Genomic DNA, 18066 nt, shown 5'->3' with positions numbered 1-18066 from the left:
GCAAGGAATACATATGTGTACGGCGATCAGGTGAGTTCCCGCTTTTCGACGAAAACTCCGTACATGGTGGTCATGATGCTGACGTTGATCATCGGCAGAATCAGCGTGCCAAAGAATACTGTCAGCAAGATTCCCAACACCGGAATGAATGCCAGAACAGTGAATACAAGCTGAACCAGTACCTGGAACAAAAACGCCACTACAATGAGGACCAATATGGAACTGGCAATACCTGTCGTACTGTTCCAAGCCCTACCGATTGTAATCGGTTCACCGATCGCGGTGGCGGGCAGGATGATCGACAGTCGGTAAAAACAGACCACCAGATAAACCAGGTAGACCGCCACCACGATGATCGACAGACCCACGAGGTTTTGGCCGAGCATTGCGAAAACCAGCCCCATCGGAAGCCAGGCGATTGCAAACAGCAGGCCCAGCATCAACGCGCGCCCCAGATAGGCGAGAATTCTGTCGAAGCGGAACGTGGGAAAAATACCGCTGGGGTATTCCTCAAGCAGGATAAAACGGTGCCATGAAACGGCGATCCAGAAAACAGTGACAAAAATAACCGCGATCAACCCCAGGACAAAAAGAATAACAGCCCCTGCAGATGTCCCCGGAGGTAGCTCTCCTGCGCTTTCTTCAAAGGCTTCCAATGGAATACCGGACACCAGGAACAGCGCCACAATCAATGCTGTCGCAACCAATGCGGGACCTACCGTGATTTGCAGTACCTGTTTGATGTTTCCAAACACCATCCGCACGGAATGGACAAAAATCTGCCAGCCCAACATCTTTCAACTGCCCTCTCAACCAATCATTGTTTTATATGCAAATGTTTCACCCCAATTCGCTCCCTGCGTCAACGCTGATAACTTGCCCCCGCGTCCAAAACCCGCTAGGGGCCAGTCGTTCTACGCATAAAGGGAAGTCAGATGTCCGCGCCCAAGAAAGTTGTTCTGGCCTATTCCGGTGGCCTTGATACCTCGATCATTCTGAAATGGCTGCAGACCGAGTATGGTTGTGAGGTTGTCACCTTCACCGCCGATCTGGGTCAGGGTGAAGAGCTGGAGCCCGCCCGCCAAAAGGCCGAGATGCTGGGGATCAAGCCCGAGAACATCTATATCGAGGACATCCGCGAAGAATTCGTCCGTGACTTTGTCTTCCCGATGTTCCGCGCCAATGCGCAGTACGAAGGCCTGTACCTGCTGGGCACATCGATTGCCCGCCCACTGATTTCCAAACGTCTGGTCGAGATCGCCAAAGAAACCGGTGCCGATGCCGTGGCACATGGCGCGACCGGCAAGGGCAACGATCAGGTCCGCTTTGAACTGGCGGCTTACGCGTTGAACCCCGACATCAAAGTAATCGCGCCGTGGCGTGAGTGGGATCTGACCAGCCGGACGCGTCTGCTGGAATGGGCCGAAGCCCACCAGATCCCGATCGCCAAGGACAAGCGCGGTGAGGCACCCTTCTCAGTCGATGCCAACCTGCTGCACACCTCGTCCGAGGGCAAGGTTCTGGAAGATCCCGCCGATATGGCGCCGGACTATGTCTATCAACGCACCGTCCACCCCGAGGACGCGCCGAACGAACCGGAATTCATCGAGATCGGATTCGAAAAAGGCGACGCGGTCAGCATCAATGGCGAGGCGATGAGCCCGGCCACCATCCTGACCAAGCTGAACGAATACGGCGGCAAGCACGGAATTGGCCGTCTGGACCTGGTCGAGGGCCGGTTCGTCGGTATGAAATCGCGCGGCATTTACGAAACACCCGGCGGCACCATCCTTCTGGAAGCGCACCGCGGTATCGAGTCCATCACCATGGACCGCGGCGCGATGCACCTGAAGGACCAGCTGATGCCGCAATATGCTGAGCTGATCTACAACGGTTTCTGGTACTCGCCCGAGCGGGAAATGCTGCAGGCCGCGATCGACAAGTCGCAAGAACACGTCACCGGCACCGTCCGCGTGAAACTTTACAAAGGTCTGGCCTCAACTGTTGGCCGCTGGTCGGATCACTCGCTGTACTCCGAAGAGCATGTGACCTTCGAAGACGATGCCGGTGCATATGATCAGAAAGACGCTGCAGGCTTCATCCAGTTGAACGCCCTGCGCCTGAAACTTCTGGCCTCGCGCGAAAAGCGTCTGTCGAAGTAATTCAAGCCTTCGCTATGATGACAAACCCGGCGCCCTAGATGGATGCCGGGTTTTTCTTTGTCGTCACTGTGTGAGTTCCAGCAGCGTCACCCTTGCCAGTTTTGTCTGTTTGTCTTTACCCAAAGGTCAATAGGGAAAGGACGCACCATGCTTCAGGACATCGCCGACGGGATTCAGAAGGGTCTGAACGGCAAGACATTTGACGGATCACTCAAGTTTGACTGCGGTGATGATGGCGTGATTGTGCTGGCCGACAATCAGGCCACCACACAGGATCAGGATACGGATTGCACCATCCGTATTTCCCAGGAAAACCTGACCAAGCTGCTGACTGGCAAGCTGAACCCGATGACCGGCGTTGCGCTGGGTAAGCTCAAGATCTCGGGCAATATGGGTGTGGCGATGAAGCTGGGACAGTTGCTGGGCTGAGCGCCGATAAACTCGTCTCACCAGCGCGTGACAATCGATGTCAGCGGATTGCCACGACGGAAAAGTCCGGGCAGCTTGATCTCAAAAGGAGATCTGCCATGAACCGGACTGCTTACCTCGATTTCTTCAAACCAAGCCTTCTGTTTGGACTGATCACGCTGGCCGCCATGCTGCGCGCCCTGCCTGCGCCTGCGGCTGGAACTGAAACCCTGACAGTGGCCGGAGGCTGTTTCTGGTGTGTTGAATCCGATTTTGAATCCGTTCCCGGTGTGATCGGAGCAGTCTCGGGCTATACCGGCGGCAAAACCGCAAACCCGACTTATGATCAGGTTTCTAAGGGGGGCACGGGACATTACGAAGCTGTCCAGATCACCTTCGATCCCGCGCGGGTTTCCCGTGAAACGCTGCTGAGCATGTTTTTCCGCTCGGTCGATCCAACCGACGCGGGCGGTCAGTTCTGCGATCGGGGTAACAGTTATCGGACGGCGATTTTTGTCTCTACCACTGGCGAAAAGGCACTTGCGCAGCAGGCCAAGGCCGATGCGCAAAACGCGCTGGGGCAAACCGTGGTCACACCTATTCTGCAGTCTGGTGCGTTCTATCCGGCCGAGGCGTACCATCAGGACTACTACAAGGGTGACAAGCTGGTGCTTACCCGGTTTGGTCCGAAACGCCAGAAAAATGCGTACAAAGCATACCGCAAGGCTTGCGGTCGCGATGCGCGGGTCAAGCAGCTTTGGGGCAGCAACGCACCCTTCGCTGGATCCTAACCGAACCGGGCCTCAAGCACATCTTTGAGGTCGGGGATCACATCCGCCGTTCCGTGCCGCGTGACCATCAGGGCCGCGGCACGATTTGCTTGTGCAATCGCCTGCGGCATCGGCAGCCCACGATCCATTCCTGCCAGAACATAGCCGGTGAACGTATCGCCCGCGCCGGTCGTGTCCACCGCCTTTACCTTGTGCGCGGCTATTTCGAGAACATCGCCGTCTTTGGGAAAATAGCGAGCACCCTTTGATCCCAACGTCACCAGAACATGCTTCACAGGCAAATCGGCAACCGACAAGCCCGTGCTTTCGCGCAACTGTTCCGCCTCGACCTCGTTCAGAATCAGAAAGTCGAGGTAAGGCAATACGGCCTGAACCGCGTCGGCCTGAAAGGGCGCGGCGGCGTAGCAGACAGTCAGTCCCAGATCGCGCCCCATGCGGGCAGCCTCGACCTGAGCGTTGGTCTCATTCTGCATGACTAGCAGATCACCCGGAGCTGCTTGCGACAGAGCTTTCCCCAACTGATCCTGTTTGATGGCATGGTTAGCCCCCGGATACAGAATGATCTGATTCTCACCCTGCGCATCCACTGCGATAATGGCGTGACCGGTGGGTACGTCGACCTCGGAAATAAACCGAGTATCGACGCCATATTCGGTCATGCGATCCCGCGCCCAGCGCCCATCCGACCCGACGCCGCCAATATGCGCGACCCGCGACCCGGCCCGCGCCGCCGCAACGGACATGTTTGCGCCTTTGCCGCCCAGAAACCGCTCCAGATTTGAAGCGGCCAGGGTTTCACCGGCACTGGGCAGATGCGGCAGGCCATAGACCATATCCGCATTGATTGAGCCTAGGTTCCAGATCGTCACGGCTTATCCAATATCGCAGGCGGCCAGAATGGCCATGTTCAGAATGTCATTCGCAGTCGAAACGGTCGAGCAGATCTGGATCGGTTTATTGATCCCCGACAGGATCGGTCCGATGACGGTGGCTTCGCCCATCTCTTGCATCAGCTTTGTCGAGATCGACGCCGAGTGGCGAGCGGGTACAATCAGGATGTTCGCCGGACCGGTCAGACGAGAGAACGGATAGGCCGATTGCTGGTCCACGTTTAGCGCCACATCCACGGTCATTTCGCCTTCGTACTCGAAATCGACGCCGCGTTTGTCGAGAACCTCGGGCGCGACATGCATCTTTTCGGCGCGTTCGGAAACCGGATAGCCAAAGGTCGAGAAGCTGACAAAGGCGACGCGCGGCTCAAGCCCCATGCTACGTGCCACAGAAGCGGACCGTTCGGCGATGTTGGCCAGATCGTTTTCATCCGGCCATTCGTGCACCAGTGTATCGCCGATCAGAACGATCCGGCCCTTGTGCAGCAACGCGGTCACGCCAACAGCGCCGTGCTCTGCATCAGCGTCGAATACATGGTTGATCCGGTCCAGCACATGCGCCGACTTACGGGTCGCCCCGGTCACAAGACCATCGGCATGGCCGTGCGCCAGCATCAGAGACGAGAATACGTGGCGGTCCCGCGCTGCAAGCCGGTGAATATCCTTGCGGTCGAACCCTTGCCGCTGCAGGCGCTGGTAAAGGAAGTCTTTATACGCATCAAGATGTGTGGTGTTGGCGGCGTTCACGACCTCAAGTTCGCGCACGGCGTCGCCCAAACCGGCGGCTTCCAGTTTTTCTTTTACATCGTCGGGACGCCCGACAACCAGAGCCTTGCCGAAGCCGGAACGCTGATACATCACCGCTGCGCGCAACACGCGCGGATCGTCGCCCTCGGCAAAGATCATCCGGCTTTGGGCGGCACGGGCACGGGCGTTCAGGCCGCGCAGGATGCTGGCGGTCGGGTCCATGCGGGACTTCAGGCTCAGCTCGTATGCGTCCATGTCGATGATCGGACGACGGGCTGCACCGGTATCCATCCCCGCTTTGGCAACTGCTGGCGGGATACGGTGGATCAAACGCGGATCAAACGGCGTCGGGATGATGTAATCACGCCCAAAAGTCAGCGATTTGCCATAGGCCATTGCGACCTCATCCGGCACATCTTCACGCGCCAGTCGGGCCAGCGCATGGGCACAGGCGATTTTCATCTCGTCGTTGATGGCCCGGGCGTGAATATCTAACGCGCCGCGGAACAGGTAAGGGAAGCCCAGAACGTTGTTCACCTGGTTCGGATAGTCGCTGCGTCCGGTGGCAACGATCGCATCGACCCGCACCTCGTGCGCCTCTTCCGGCGTGATCTCTGGGTCCGGGTTCGCCATTGCGAAAATCACCGGATTGTCCGCCATCGACGCAACCATGTCCTGCGTTACCGCCCCTTTGACCGACACGCCAAGGAAGACGTCCGCGCCATCCATAGCCTCTTCCAAGGTACGCAGATCCGTGGTGATGGCATGGGCCGATTTCCACTGGTTCATACCCTCAGTCCGACCCTGATAGATCACGCCCTTGGTGTCACAGACGATGCAGTTTTCGTGTTTGGCACCCATCGACTTCAGAAGCTCGATACAGGCGATACCTGCCGCACCCGCGCCATTCAGAACGATTTTCACATCTTCGATTTTTTTGCCCGAGATTTGCAGCGCGTTCAACAGACCCGCCGCGCAGATCACCGCTGTGCCGTGCTGGTCATCGTGAAAAACCGGAATGTCCATCTCTTCCTTCAGGCGCTGTTCGATGATGAAACATTCAGGCGCCTTGATGTCTTCCAGGTTGATCCCACCAAAGGTCGGCCCCATCAGACGCACGGCGCGGCAGAACTCGTCGGGGTCTTCGGTGTCCAACTCGATATCGATCGAGTTCACATCGGCAAACCGTTTGAACAGTACGGATTTCCCCTCCATCACCGGTTTTGAGCCCAGCGCACCAAGGTTTCCGAGGCCTAAAACGGCCGTTCCGTTCGAGATCACGGCCACCAGATTACCCTTGTTGGTATAGTCGTAGGCGGTTTCCGGCGCTTCGGCGATTGCTTCACATGGAACAGCGACGCCGGGACTGTAAGCCAGCGACAGATCGCGCTGCGTTGTCATGGGAACGGTGGCCTGCACCTCCCACTTTCCGGGGGTCGGGTCGAGGTGAAAGGCCAGCGCCTCTTCTTTGGTGATCTTCGCTTTGGGCATGTGATGGGTCGTTTCTTTACATCTGCGGGACTTTTGCCTCATAGCGCAGGCGCGCGCGCGCCTCAACGAGAATGAGTTTTCGGCTTTTACAGAAGATGCGGGATTTGTAAGGTCGCGCCCGGAATACGCCAAAAGGGGGCCGGTTTTGTCCACAGTCACGCCGATGATGGCACAATATCTCGAGATCAAAGAGGTCCATACAGACGCCCTGCTGTTTTATCGTATGGGCGACTTTTACGAGATGTTCTTTGAGGATGCCGTCAACGCCGCCGAGGCGTTGGACATCGCGCTGACCAAACGCGGCAAGCACAACGGAACCGACATTCCGATGTGCGGTGTGCCCGTACATTCCGCCGAAGGGTATCTGCTCACACTGATCCGCAAAGGGTTTCGTGTCGCCGTATGCGAGCAGATGGAGAGCCCTGCTGAAGCGAAGAAAAGAGGCTCTAAATCGGTGGTAAGACGCGATGTCGTGCGTCTGGTGACGCCCGGCACTCTGACAGAAGACGCGCTATTGGAGGCCCGCCGCCACAACTTTCTGGCCGCTTATGCCGAGGTTCGGGATGAGGCTGCACTGGCCTGGGCCGATATCTCGACAGGGGCGTTTCACGTGATGCCTTTGACCTCTGTTCGTCTTAGTCCCGAACTGGCTCGGTTGGCACCATCCGAGCTGATCGTGGCCGATGGGGTTCAGGACAAACTGACCGAACCTGTCATGGATCTGGGTATCTCGCTGACCCCGATCGGGCGCGCCAGCTTTGACAGCACTGCGGCGGAAAAGCGCATCTGCGGATTGTTTCACGTGGGAGCTCTGGATGCGTTCGGCAGTTTTGGACGCGCCGAGATCTCGGCCATGGGTGCGCTGATCGACTATCTGGAGATCACGCAAAAAGGCAAACTACCCCTGCTGCAGACGCCATTGAAGGAATCCGAGGACCGTGTGGTTCAGATCGACGCCGCCACACGGCGCAATCTGGAGTTGACCCGATCGCTGTCCGGCGGCCGCGCCGGGTCACTGCTGTCCGTGGTGGATCGCACCGTCACACCCGGCGGCGCACGGTTGTTGGAGCAGCGTCTGTCCAGCCCTTCGCGTAATCTGGATGTTATTCACGGACGGCTGGATGCGGTCAGTTTTGCCGCCGAAGATAGCCTGATCGCATCGGACCTGCGCGAGGCTCTGCGCAAAACTCCCGATCTGGACCGCGCCCTATCGCGCCTGTCACTGGATCGCGGCGGCCCCCGTGATCTTTCTGCCATTCGCAACGGCCTGACCCAGGCTTCGACGATTGCCGAGCTTTGCACGGATCAGGACATACCTCTCCTTCTGGCAACAGCCCTGCAAAACCTGGTTGGTTTCGACGATCTGTTGAACCTGCTGGATGACGCCCTTGTTGCCGAACCGCCGCTTCTGGCTCGCGACGGTGGCTTCATAGCCCCGGGGTACGATTCCGAACTGGACGAAGCCCGTACCCTTCGCGACGAAGGTCGCTCGGTCATCGCTGGCTTTCAACAAAAATACGCAGAACACACCGGCATCACGTCACTGAAGATCAAGCACAACAATGTGCTGGGCTACTTCATTGAAACCACGGCCACCCACGCCGAGAAAATGCTGAACCCGCCTCACAGCGAGACCTATATCCACCGCCAGACCACCGCGAACCAGGTGCGGTTCACAACCGTCGAGCTGTCCGAGATCGAAACCCGCATCCTGAACGCCGGAAATCTGGCACTTGAGATTGAAAAACGGCTCTATAAAAGGCTTTCTGACGAAATTCTGGACAAAGCCGCACACCTGAACCAGGCTGCACGCGGGCTGGCTGAACTGGATCTGACAACTGCTTTGGCCGATCTTGCGCGCGGAGAAAACTGGTGCCGCCCGCAGGTCGATGCCACGCGCGCATTCGATGTTCAGGGTGGTAGACACCCGGTTGTCGAACACGCCCTGCGCCAGCAAAGCGGTGACGCCTTCATCGCGAATGACTGCGATCTCAGCGCCAACGATGGCGCGGCGATCTGGCTGCTGACCGGTCCTAACATGGCCGGTAAATCAACCTTTCTACGCCAGAATGCGCTAATTGCCCTGCTGGCCCAGATGGGCAGCTACGTCCCCGCAGAGCAGGCGCATGTTGGCCTTATCAGCCAGTTGTTCAGCCGCGTCGGAGCGTCCGACGATCTGGCCCGAGGGCGTTCGACCTTTATGGTCGAAATGGTCGAGACTGCCGCCATCCTCAATCAGGCCGATGACCGCGCCCTCGTCATTCTGGATGAAATCGGTCGCGGTACCGCCACATATGACGGCCTTTCAATCGCCTGGGCCACGCTTGAACATCTTCACGCATCCAACAAATGCCGCGCACTGTTTGCCACGCATTATCACGAGCTAACGGTCTTGGCGGGCAAACTTGAGGGAGTTGAAAACGCCACAGTCGCAGTCAAGGAGTGGGAAGGCGAAGTCATCTTCCTTCACGAAGTCCACAAAGGCGCGGCAGACAGATCCTACGGTGTTCAAGTCGCCCAGCTGGCCGGACTACCGGCATCTGTGGTCGAGCGTGCCCGTATCGTGCTGGATCAATTGGAGAAAACGGAACGCGAAGGTGGTAAGCAAAAAGCTCTGATAGACGATCTGCCTTTGTTTTCGGCTGCGCCGCCTCCACCGCCACCAACACCCAAAGCGTCACCCGTCGCGGACATGCTCGATGATATCCTGCCGGACGAGCTGACCCCGCGTCAGGCGCTCGACCTGATCTACAAACTGAAAGAGGCGGCCAGAACCTGACCGCCTCGTAACACTCTGGATCTGAACCCGCTTAACTCGCAGGCGTCGAAGAAACTCCAACCTGTGCCGGGCGCAGCAGGCGATCGTGCAGCATGAAGCCCTCGGCCGAAACCTGAATGATGTCACCAGCACGGGTGCCAGGAACCGGTGCCTCAAACATCGCCTCATGGATGTTCGGATCGAACCGGTCACCAACTTCAGGCGTAATCACTTCGATTCCATGCTTTTGGAACACGTCCTTCAGCGCCCGCATGGTCAGCTCGACGCCTTCCAGAAGCGGGCCTGCCACTTCTTTCTGCTCGTCGGTTGCGGCTTCGAGCGCTCGTTTCATGTTGTCGTAAACCGGCAGCATGTCGCGAGCCAGTTTCGATCCGCCATACTGTTCGGCATCGCGGCGCGCTTTGTCGCCACGCTTGCGCGCGTTTTCGGCATCCGCCAATGCGCGCATGAACTTGTCCTTGAAATCGTCCCGCTCAGCACGCAGCGCATCAATTTCCAGCGCTTCTTCGCTGATCTCGGCAAATTCCTCGGCCAGCTCTTCCGCCTCGGCGGTTGCGATATCGTCCAGAAAATCTTCGTTCTTGGGCTCTGCCATCTCTTACCCTCTAGCTCCGGTCGGAAATCAGTTTTCCGACCAGTTGCGCTGTATAATCCACGATCGGCACGATCCGTCCATAATTTAGACGTGTGGGCCCTATGACCCCAACCGCACCAATTATCTTACGATCAGCGTTCATATATGGAGACACCACCAAAGAGGAACCCGAAAGTGAGAAAAGTTTGTTCTCAGACCCGATAAAAATGCGCACACCCTCGCCTTCCTCGGTCAATTCGAGGAATTCGGCGATGTCCTGCTTGCGTTCGAGGTCATCAAACAACGTTCGGATTCGGTCCAGCTCTTCGGCTTCGCCGGGTTTTCCCAATAGATTCGCACGTCCGCGCACGATCAAACGGGCCGAGTCGGTGCCGTCTCCATCCCATACGGCCATGCCGCTTTCGACCATCTCTCGGGCCAGCACATCGATTTCCTGTCGGCGCGCGGTGATCTGAGTCTGCATCTGACGGCGCACTTCGCTAAGCGTACGTCCTTCGATCAGCGAATTCAGGAAGTTCGCCGCCTCGCGCATCGAACTGGGTGTCTGCCCCGGAGGGGGCGTGAACAGACGGTTTTCCACATGCCCATCTGCGAACACCAGAACCACCAAAGCGCGGTCATGCGCTAGCGAAACAAACTCGATATGCTTGATCTCGGATTCATGCTTGGGGGTCAGAACCAGCGAAGCACCGTGTGTCACGTGTGACAAAGCCGAGCCGACACGATCCAGCATTCCGCCCACATCGCCTGCATTAGAGCCTAATGTTTCGTCGAGCTTCTGCCGATCATCGGCACCCAGATCCCCAACTTCAAGCAATCCGTCCACGAACATCCGCAACCCTTGCTGCGTAGGAATTCGGCCTGCGCTAACATGCGGGCTATCGAGCAGGCCCAGAAACTCCAGATCCTGCATGACGTTGCGCACGGTGGCAGCACTGACTTTTTCCGACAGTGTGCGGGTCAGCGTACGGCTTCCGACCGGTTCTCCGCTGTCCAGATAGCTCTCGACGATCAGCCGGAACACTTCACGTGACCGGTCGTTCATTTCATCCAGAACTCTACTTGCTTCGCTCATCGGCAATCCCCTGCTGGATCGGCATTAAATCGCAGGCATATGAAAGGTCAATCGGGGTTGCATCCTAAGGCACGGGGACGTTATCCCCAACCCAGCAAACAAAGGATTTTCCATGCGACCCTCAGGACGTGATTTAAACGAAATGCGCGCCGTTTCAATTGAGACGGGCTTTACCAAACATGCCGAAGGTTCGTGCCTGATCAAGATGGGCGATACCCACGTGTTGTGCACCGCAACGATCGAGGATCGCGTGCCGCCGTTCATCAAGGGTTCGGGCCTGGGTTGGGTCACCGCTGAATACGGTATGCTGCCCCGTGCAACCAACACCCGGATGCGGCGTGAGGCGGCCTCGGGCAAGCAAGGTGGTCGTACCGTGGAGATCCAGCGTCTTATCGGTCGCGCCCTTCGTGCAGGCGTGGACCGCGTTGCGCTGGGTGAGCGTCAGATCACTGTGGATTGCGACGTGATCCAGGCCGATGGCGGCACCCGCTGCGCCTCGATCACCGGCGGTTGGGTTGCGCTGCGTCTTGCCGTGAACAAGCTGATGAAGGCTGGCGACGTGATCTCTGATCCGCTGGTCGATCCGGTGGCAGCGGTGTCCTGCGGCATCTATGCCGGCCAACCGGTTCTGGATCTGGACTACCCCGAAGACAGCGAGGCCGGCGTAGACGGCAACTTCATCATGACCGGTTCGGGCAAGCTGATCGAAGTTCAGATGAGCGCAGAGGGTTCGGTCTTTAGCCGTGCCCAAATGGACCAACTGATGGACTTGGCGGAAAAAGGCGTTAGTGAACTGGCTGCGGCGCAAAAGGCTGCCACCGCATGACCCGAAAGTTCGACAGCGACAGGCTGCTGGTGGCCACGCACAACAAGGGCAAGCTTGAGGAGATGGCCCATCTCCTCGAACCCTTTGGTGTGACGGTTGTGGGCGCAGGCGAAATGAACCTGCCCGAACCCGAGGAAACCGAGGACACTTTCGTCGGTAACGCCCGGATCAAAGCCCATGCCGCCGCCAAGGCGACCGGCCTGCCTGCCCTGTCGGACGATTCCGGGATCACCATCGACGCGCTGGACGGTGCGCCGGGTGTTTACACCGCCGATTGGGCAGAAACGGGCAACGGTCGCGATTTCCTGATGGCCATGACCCGCGCGCATAATGAGCTGGAGGCGAAGAACGCCGCCCATCCTCGCACTGCGCAATTCCGCAGCACGCTGGTGCTGGCCTGGCCCGATGGACATGACGAAGTGTTCGAGGGCATCGCGCCGGGTCATCTGGTTTGGCCAATTCGGGGTGAAGGCGGTTTTGGATATGACCCGATGTTTGTCCCCGACGGGTACGACATTACCTTTGCCGAGATGGATCGCTGGGAAAAGAACAAGATCAGCCATCGCGGTCGCGCGGTGGAGATGTTCGTGAAAGGCTGCTTTGGCGGATGATTGGCGCAACGGGGGCTTTGGCCTGTACGTGCATTGGCCTTTTTGCGAGGCCAAATGCCCTTATTGCGACTTTAACAGCCATGTTTCAAAAAATATTGATCAAAAACAATGGCTTAAGTCATATCTGAGCGAACTGCAGCGTACGGCGTCCGAAACGCCGGACCGGGTTCTGAATACAATATTCTTTGGTGGTGGTACGCCGTCCTTGATGGCGCCTGACACTGTCGCTGCCATTATTGACGAGGCTCGCTCTTGTTGGCGGCCTGCCAATGACATGGAGATTACGCTTGAGGCCAATCCGGGATCGGTCGAGGCCGGTCGGTTCGCCGCCTACCGGGATGGGGGTGTAAACCGGGTCTCGATGGGGGTTCAGGCCCTGAACGACGAAGATCTGCGGCGTCTGGGGCGTATCCACACCGTTGCCGAGGCCCGTGCTGCCTTTGATATTGCGCGCACCTGCTTTGACCGCGTCAGCTTTGATCTCATCTATGCCCGCCAACATCAGACGTTGGACGCCTGGCGCGCCGAGCTGACTGAGGCGCTTTCGATGGCCGTCGATCATCTCTCGCTGTATCAATTGACGATCGAGGAAGGCACCGCCTTTGGGGATCGCTATGCCGTTGGCAAGCTGCGCGGCCTGCCCGAGGATGACCACGCCGCCGATATGTATCTGGCGACACAGGAGATCTGCGAAGCGCATGGTCTGCCTGCCTATGAGGTGTCAAACCACGCGCGCCCCGGGTCAGAATCTCGGCACAACCTGATCTACTGGCGCTATGGAGATTACGTCGGCATCGGTCCCGGAGCACATGGCCGCGTCACGCTGGAAGGCCAGAAAATGGCGACCGAGACGCATTTGTCACCCAACGCGTGGCTGGATGCAGTTGCTAAGGGGAGCGGTGAGAAAGAAAGAACCCGACTTCCTACTCAAGATCAGGCCAGTGAATACCTTATGATGGGGTTGAGAGTCACCGAAGGTCTAAATATTGATCGTTACAACAGATTGTCGGACCAGCCATTGCCGGAAGACAAGCTAAATGACCTGAAAGAAATTGGTATGATAGATTTGGAAGATGGCCGTCTGGTTGCCACCAAAGACGGTCGCGCAGTTCTGAATGCGGTCATCCGAGAGTTGTTGGGATAACAGATGCAATACCTCTGGGCCGCGTTGGGCTTACTATGTGTCGGGCTGGCAGTGATCGGCATTGCATTGCCTCTCTTGCCGACGGTCCCGTTTCTTTTGCTGGCCGCGTTCTTTTTTGCCCGGTCTTCATCCCGTTTGCACAACTGGTTGGTCAGCCACGGGACTTTTGGACCTATGATTCTGGACTGGCAACGTTCAGGCGCCATTCGTCCGGCCGCAAAAAAAGCGGCCACCCTCTCGGTCGCCGCTGTTTTTGGTTTGTCAGTCATTCTTGCGCTTCCAAGTCACATCCTGATCATTCAGGCAGTCGTCCTCGGCGGCGTGATGATCTTTATATGGACCCGCCCTAGCGGCTGAGTTTGGCGCACAGATCGTCCAGCTGATCCAGGTTCTCATAGGTCAGAACAACCTGCCCTGTTTCCGATCCCGCCTTGTGGTTGATCGCCACCTTCATCGCCAATATCGCCGAAAGATCTTTTTCCAGCGCGCGCGTATCTGCATCCTTACCCGCATTCAGGTTTCTGGACCGCGGAGCTGCTTGTGGCGCATCACCCTGCTGCTGCTTTTTCACCAACGCTTCGGTCGCACGTACCGAAAGCCCGTCCTTGACGACGATTTTCGCCAGTTCTGACGGATTTTCTGCCGTAATCAGGGCTCGGGCATGTCCTGCTGACAGTTTTCCCTCGATAACCAGCGTCTGAACATCCATAGGCAGCGACAACAACCGTAAGAGGTTCGCGATATGACTGCGACTCTTTCCCAGCGCTTCAGCAAGCTTTTCTTGCGTATGGCCAAACCGGTCCATCAGTTGTTTGTAACCAGCCGCCTCTTCAACCGCGTTCAGGTCCGCGCGCTGAATGTTCTCGATAATGGCGACTTCCAGAACTTCGGTGTCGTCAAAATCCCGTACGATCACAGGAATATCGTGCAACTGCGCCATCTGAGCCGCCCGCCAACGGCGTTCACCTGCTACGATTTCGTAGCTTCCGCCGCCAACCTCACGCACGATCAGTGGCTGAATGATGCCCTTTTCCTTGACCGAGGCCGCAAGCTCATCCAGTTGCTCCGGCGAGAATGTTCTGCGGGGCTGGTTAGGATTGGCGCGTAGCTTTTCGATCGGGACCTTCATGTCCGGGCGGCGGGGCTCCGATGGCCTCAAGCCTTCCGTATCCTGCGTCACATCCGCCATCAGAGCAGACAGCCCCCGACCTAAACCTCTGGGTTTTGCTTTTTTGGCGGCCACGGTGCCCTCCTCGCTGCCGCTTATGCGGCGATTTTCTTGTTTTTATGCATGACTTCCCGGGCCAGGTGCCGATAGGCCATCGCCCCCAGAGATCCCGAGTCATATTGCAAAACAGGCAATGCGTAAGACGGCGCCTCACTGACCCGCACATTTCTGGGTATCTTGGTTTTAAATACCATCTCACCCAGATTGTCACGCGCGTCTTTTTCGACCTGACGGGACAAGTTGTTGCGGTTGTCATACATAGTCAACACAACACCTTCGATTCTAAGGTCCGGATTCGCGGTCTGACGAACCTCTCGAATGGTCAGCATCAGCTGTGACAATCCCTCCAATGCAAAGAACTCGCTTTGCAGCGGAACCAGTACGGAATGCGCTGCGACCATTGCGTTCACAGTCAACAAATTGAGAGACGGAGGGCAATCAATCAGCACAAAGTCCAGTTCAAACTTGTCAATCGCGGTCTGACGCAAAGCGTCATGTAAAAGATAGCTGCGCTTTTCGTTGGAAATCAGCTCGATATCAGCCGAACTCAGATCAACTGTTGCCGGAACGACGAACAAACCCTCGATTTCCGTTTCCTGGACAACGGCCTCCAATGGCGCATCATCTAAAATCAGGTCGTAGGTTGTCCAATCCCGGTCCTCGACCCCCAACCCGGTGGACGCATTACCCTGTGGATCAAGGTCAACAACCAACACCTTGCACCCTGCCTCAGCCAAGCCCGCGGCTAGATTGATTGCCGTAGTGGTTTTTCCGACCCCGCCCTTCTGATTGGCAACCGCAATAATTCGGGGCCCTGAGGGACGAGACAAATCAACCACGTGAAACTCCTTTTATTTTAAGGATAACGGCCTGAGGCTCAGTTAAACTTGTAATCGGGTCGACATCGAAATTCCATTCTTCCCGCGCCTCTTCCAGCTCTTTTTTCCACTTTTCGCCTTTCGGCAACAGCGCCAGACCTGATTTACACAAATGTCTGTCACAAAAGGATAATAGTGTACGCAGATCCGCCAGAGCCCGCGCTGAAAGGATGTCAGAATTCAAGGGATCAACTACCTCGATTCGCTTTGAAATCACACTGCAATTCACACCACATACACGGGCGGCGTTGCGCAGGAACGCGGATTTTCGTTGATCGCTTTCAACGAGGGTAAATTGGGCCTTCGGCGCATCCTCAACAGCCATAATGGCGCAAACCATTCCGGGGAAACCGCCACCGCTTCCTAGATCCACCCAGTTCTCAAAAGGCCGAGCGCATCTGTAGACCTGAACCGAGTCTTTGATATGCCGAACCCAGATTTCATCCAGGCTTTTCCGTGAAACCAGATTGATCTTTGGATTCCAGCGCTTCACAAGCTCAACATAGGTCGCTAGACGTTCAAATGTTTCACGTGAAACACCCAAATCGTCGAGAATGGCTTTATTCATGCTTTGCGAACCTTCTGATCGCGGCGAAGTTTAGCAAGTACAAGTGTAAGCGCGGCCGGTGTAACACCTTCGACACGCCCAGCCTGTGCTATGTTCTGAGGCTTTGCGTTTGAGAGCTTTTGCTTCATTTCCGAAGACAACCCTTCCATCGCGAAATAGTCAAAACCTCGCGGAATCTCATAAGCTTCGTCACGTTTCATCGCTTCGACATCTTTCCGCTGTCGCGCAATATAGTTCGCGTAAAGCGCGTCCCGCTCCACTTGCAGACGGATTTCACGATCAACATCAGAAATTTCCGGAACCAATGGCAAAAGGTCATCAAAATGAACGTCCGGAAAGGCCAGAATCGCCATACCATCCCGGCGGTTGCCGTCCTGATTGACGTTGATACCCGCCGCCCGGACTTCTTTTGGCGTAAATGTCCGCTCGGTCAGTTTGGACTTTGCACCTGACAGTTTCTTCATCTTATCGGTGAATTTCGACCGGCGTTCCTGCCCGACACACCCAATATCAAGGCCAATGGGTGTCAAACGCTGGTCTGCGTTGTCAGCCCGCAAGGAAAGCCGAAATTCCGCCCGAGAGGTGAACATCCGATAGGGCTCTGCGACACCACGCGTTGTCAGGTCATCGATCATGACGCCGATGTAACTGTCCGCTCGTGTGAAGTGGATAGGTTCCCGACCCAGCACTTTTTGGGCGGCATTCAAACCAGCGACAAGGCCTTGGGCCGCCGCTTCCTCATATCCTGTGGTGCCATTGATCTGACCCGCTAAATATAGGCCTTCAACTTCTGGCAGCGCGAGGGAGGATGTCAAAACGCGGGGGTCGACATAGTCGTATTCAATCGCATAACCCGGTTGCAGAATTTCCGCCGCTTCAAGACCTTTAATGGATCGCACATATTCCAGCTGAACGTCCTGAGGCAAGGATGTTGAAATCCCGTTCGGGTAGATTGTGTGATCTTCTACACCTTCGGGCTCCAGAAAGATCTGATGCGAATCTTTGTCGGCAAAGCGGACGATCTTATCTTCGATTGACGGGCAATATCTGGGCCCTACCCCGTCAATATGACCACCATACATAGCGGATCGGGACAGGTTTTTTTCGATGATTTCGTGCGTACGCGCATTTGTATGTGTGATTCCACAGGAAATCTGCGGGGCGATCACTTCTGTAGACAAGAAAGAAAACAGGGTCGGCTCATCGTCACCGTTCTGTTGTTCAAGATCGCTCCAATCAATTGTGCGACCGTCCAGCCGCGGTGGCGTACCCGTTTTCAATCGCCCCAATGGCAGTTCAAAACTGTCGAGACGTTCCGCCAACTTGATCGACGGACGATCTCCCATACGCCCGCCAGGTCGTGATACGTCTCCAATATGAATAACGCCGCGCAAGAACGTACCCGATGTAAGAATGACAGCTTTCGCCTTTATTTCTGATTCGTCAGCCAGTTTGACGCCAGCGATGCTGCTTCCAACCATCAGAAAGTCGGCGACCTCGCCGACCACGACAGATAGGTTAGGTTGTTTTTGCGTTTCCCTTTGCATCGCGGCACGATACAAGGCACGGTCGGCCTGCGTTCTAGGACCCTGAACTGCTGGTCCTTTGCGGCGATTCAACAGGCGGAACTGAATTCCCGCCTGATCCGCGACGCGTCCCATGACGCCGTCAAGCGCATCGATTTCCCGGACCAAGTGGCCCTTGCCCAACCCGCCAATTGCCGGATTACAAGACATAACTCCGATATCCGAAGCAGACAATGTCACCAAGGCCGTTTTGACACCCATACGAGCCGCCGCATGAGCAGCCTCGGTTCCTGCATGCCCAGCGCCAACAACGATCACATCGAATTCTGAATGTTTCACGTGAAACA

Annotated in this window: 17 protein-coding genes; 8 read left to right on the top strand and 9 right to left on the bottom strand. The window is 56.7% G+C overall.

Going from position 1 to position 18066, the window contains the following annotated elements:
• Window positions 1-26: 26 nt before the first annotated feature.
• On the bottom strand, window positions 27-794 hold the full coding sequence (locus ACR0AA_RS15315; protein ID WP_480756364.1) for a hypothetical protein: 768 nt from the start codon (window positions 792-794) through the stop codon (window positions 27-29).
• Between the two features lie 141 nt (window positions 795-935).
• Here ACR0AA_RS15315 and ACR0AA_RS15310 point away from each other — a divergent pair, with 141 nt between their 5' ends.
• From ACR0AA_RS15310 to msrA, 3 genes are all read left to right on the top strand, one after another.
• Window positions 936-2162: an argininosuccinate synthase gene (locus ACR0AA_RS15310; RefSeq protein ID WP_209224461.1), complete on the top strand. Its 1227-nt coding sequence runs from the start codon at window positions 936-938 to the stop codon at window positions 2160-2162.
• A gap of 147 nt (window positions 2163-2309) precedes the next feature.
• Complete coding sequence (locus tag ACR0AA_RS15305; RefSeq protein ID WP_480665328.1) at window positions 2310-2591, top strand: SCP2 sterol-binding domain-containing protein; 282 nt, start codon at window positions 2310-2312, stop codon at window positions 2589-2591.
• Window positions 2592-2689: 98 nt separating this feature from the next.
• A complete protein-coding gene (gene msrA / locus ACR0AA_RS15300) occupies window positions 2690-3361 on the top strand; it encodes a peptide-methionine (S)-S-oxide reductase MsrA (protein ID WP_480665329.1) in 672 nt (223 codons plus the stop codon).
• Here msrA and ACR0AA_RS15295 read toward each other — a convergent pair.
• Together ACR0AA_RS15295 and ACR0AA_RS15290 are read right to left on the bottom strand one after the other, a co-directional pair.
• Complete coding sequence (locus tag ACR0AA_RS15295) at window positions 3358-4230, bottom strand: ribokinase (RefSeq protein ID WP_480665330.1); 873 nt, start codon at window positions 4228-4230, stop codon at window positions 3358-3360. The two genes, msrA and ACR0AA_RS15295, sit on opposite strands and share 4 nt — an antisense overlap.
• A 3-nt stretch (window positions 4231-4233) precedes the next feature.
• Entirely contained in the window at window positions 4234-6489 is a 2256-nt protein-coding gene (locus ACR0AA_RS15290) for an NADP-dependent malic enzyme (RefSeq protein ID WP_480665331.1), read from the bottom strand.
• Window positions 6490-6652: 163 nt separating this feature from the next.
• Between ACR0AA_RS15290 and mutS the strand changes: the two genes are divergently transcribed.
• A complete protein-coding gene (mutS, locus tag ACR0AA_RS15285; protein WP_480756409.1) occupies window positions 6653-9268 on the top strand; it encodes a DNA mismatch repair protein MutS in 2616 nt (871 codons plus the stop codon).
• Window positions 9269-9299: 31 nt separating this feature from the next.
• On the opposite strand, the gene ACR0AA_RS15280 is transcribed toward mutS, so the two are convergent.
• Both ACR0AA_RS15280 and hrcA read right to left on the bottom strand, forming a co-directional pair.
• On the bottom strand, window positions 9300-9863 hold the full coding sequence (locus tag ACR0AA_RS15280; RefSeq protein WP_170468241.1) for a nucleotide exchange factor GrpE: 564 nt from the start codon (window positions 9861-9863) through the stop codon (window positions 9300-9302).
• 10 nt (window positions 9864-9873) lie between these two features.
• The gene (gene hrcA / locus ACR0AA_RS15275) at window positions 9874-10938 is read right to left on the bottom strand and encodes a heat-inducible transcriptional repressor HrcA (protein WP_480665332.1); all 1065 of its coding nucleotides are present in this window, start codon (window positions 10936-10938) and stop codon (window positions 9874-9876) included.
• A gap of 112 nt (window positions 10939-11050) precedes the next feature.
• Here hrcA and rph point away from each other — a divergent pair, with 112 nt between their 5' ends.
• Genes rph through ACR0AA_RS15255 form a run of 4 tightly spaced genes read left to right on the top strand, consistent with a single transcriptional unit; the run spans window position 11051 to window position 13876 of the window.
• A complete protein-coding gene (rph, locus tag ACR0AA_RS15270) occupies window positions 11051-11764 on the top strand; it encodes a ribonuclease PH (RefSeq protein WP_480430059.1) in 714 nt (237 codons plus the stop codon).
• The gene (rdgB, locus tag ACR0AA_RS15265; RefSeq protein WP_480756363.1) at window positions 11761-12375 is read left to right on the top strand and encodes an RdgB/HAM1 family non-canonical purine NTP pyrophosphatase; all 615 of its coding nucleotides are present in this window, start codon (window positions 11761-11763) and stop codon (window positions 12373-12375) included. Before rph ends, rdgB begins: the two co-directional genes overlap by 4 nt.
• Complete coding sequence (gene hemW, locus ACR0AA_RS15260; protein ID WP_480756362.1) at window positions 12365-13519, top strand: radical SAM family heme chaperone HemW; 1155 nt, start codon at window positions 12365-12367, stop codon at window positions 13517-13519. The genes rdgB and hemW overlap by 11 nt, the downstream gene beginning before the upstream one ends.
• A 3-nt stretch (window positions 13520-13522) precedes the next feature.
• Window positions 13523-13876 carry a YbaN family protein gene (locus ACR0AA_RS15255; protein WP_480665335.1) on the top strand — a complete coding sequence of 118 codons (354 nt, stop codon included), beginning with the start codon at window positions 13523-13525 and terminating at the stop codon, window positions 13874-13876.
• On the opposite strand, the gene ACR0AA_RS15250 is transcribed toward ACR0AA_RS15255, so the two are convergent.
• The 4 genes from ACR0AA_RS15250 to mnmG are packed head-to-tail and all read right to left on the bottom strand — an operon-like array spanning window position 13866 to window position 18058.
• Entirely contained in the window at window positions 13866-14762 is an 897-nt protein-coding gene (locus ACR0AA_RS15250) for a ParB/RepB/Spo0J family partition protein (protein ID WP_480665336.1), read from the bottom strand. The genes ACR0AA_RS15255 and ACR0AA_RS15250 overlap by 11 nt on opposite strands.
• A gap of 20 nt (window positions 14763-14782) precedes the next feature.
• Window positions 14783-15586, bottom strand: a complete 804-nt coding sequence (locus ACR0AA_RS15245) for a ParA family protein (protein ID WP_480665337.1) — start codon at window positions 15584-15586, stop codon at window positions 14783-14785.
• Window positions 15579-16193, bottom strand: coding sequence for a 16S rRNA (guanine(527)-N(7))-methyltransferase RsmG (rsmG, locus tag ACR0AA_RS15240; protein WP_480665338.1), 615 nt, complete (start codon window positions 16191-16193; stop codon window positions 15579-15581). The genes ACR0AA_RS15245 and rsmG overlap by 8 nt, the downstream gene beginning before the upstream one ends.
• Window positions 16190-18058: a tRNA uridine-5-carboxymethylaminomethyl(34) synthesis enzyme MnmG gene (mnmG, locus tag ACR0AA_RS15235; RefSeq protein WP_480665339.1), complete on the bottom strand. Its 1869-nt coding sequence runs from the start codon at window positions 18056-18058 to the stop codon at window positions 16190-16192. Before mnmG ends, rsmG begins: the two co-directional genes overlap by 4 nt.
• Between the last annotated feature and the right edge of the window lie 8 nt (window positions 18059-18066).

It is taken from the genome of Ruegeria sp. CE8, assembly GCF_056537465.1.
This window is presented reverse-complemented; position numbering and strand designations above follow the sequence as displayed.

Bases quoted from the DNA above. Each gene is read 5' to 3' on its own strand.
- ACR0AA_RS15280 (WP_170468241.1), bottom strand. From the start codon at position 9,863: ATGGCAGAGCCCAAGAACGAAGATTTTCTGGACGATATCGCAACCGCC.
- ACR0AA_RS15255 (WP_480665335.1), top strand. From the start codon at position 13,523: ATGCAATACCTCTGGGCCGCGTTGGGCTTACTATGTGTCGGGCTGGCA.
- mutS (WP_480756409.1), top strand. From the start codon at position 6,653: ATGATGGCACAATATCTCGAGATCAAAGAGGTCCATACAGACGCCCTG.
- msrA (WP_480665329.1), top strand. From the start codon at position 2,690: ATGAACCGGACTGCTTACCTCGATTTCTTCAAACCAAGCCTTCTGTTT.
- ACR0AA_RS15315 (WP_480756364.1), bottom strand. From the start codon at position 794: ATGTTGGGCTGGCAGATTTTTGTCCATTCCGTGCGGATGGTGTTTGGA.
- rsmG (WP_480665338.1), bottom strand. From the start codon at position 16,193: ATGAATAAAGCCATTCTCGACGATTTGGGTGTTTCACGTGAAACATTT.
- rdgB (WP_480756363.1), top strand. From the start codon at position 11,761: ATGACCCGAAAGTTCGACAGCGACAGGCTGCTGGTGGCCACGCACAAC.
- hrcA (WP_480665332.1), bottom strand. From the start codon at position 10,938: ATGAGCGAAGCAAGTAGAGTTCTGGATGAAATGAACGACCGGTCACGT.
- ACR0AA_RS15290 (WP_480665331.1), bottom strand. From the start codon at position 6,489: ATGCCCAAAGCGAAGATCACCAAAGAAGAGGCGCTGGCCTTTCACCTC.
- ACR0AA_RS15305 (WP_480665328.1), top strand. From the start codon at position 2,310: ATGCTTCAGGACATCGCCGACGGGATTCAGAAGGGTCTGAACGGCAAG.
- rph (WP_480430059.1), top strand. From the start codon at position 11,051: ATGCGACCCTCAGGACGTGATTTAAACGAAATGCGCGCCGTTTCAATT.
- ACR0AA_RS15310 (WP_209224461.1), top strand. From the start codon at position 936: ATGTCCGCGCCCAAGAAAGTTGTTCTGGCCTATTCCGGTGGCCTTGAT.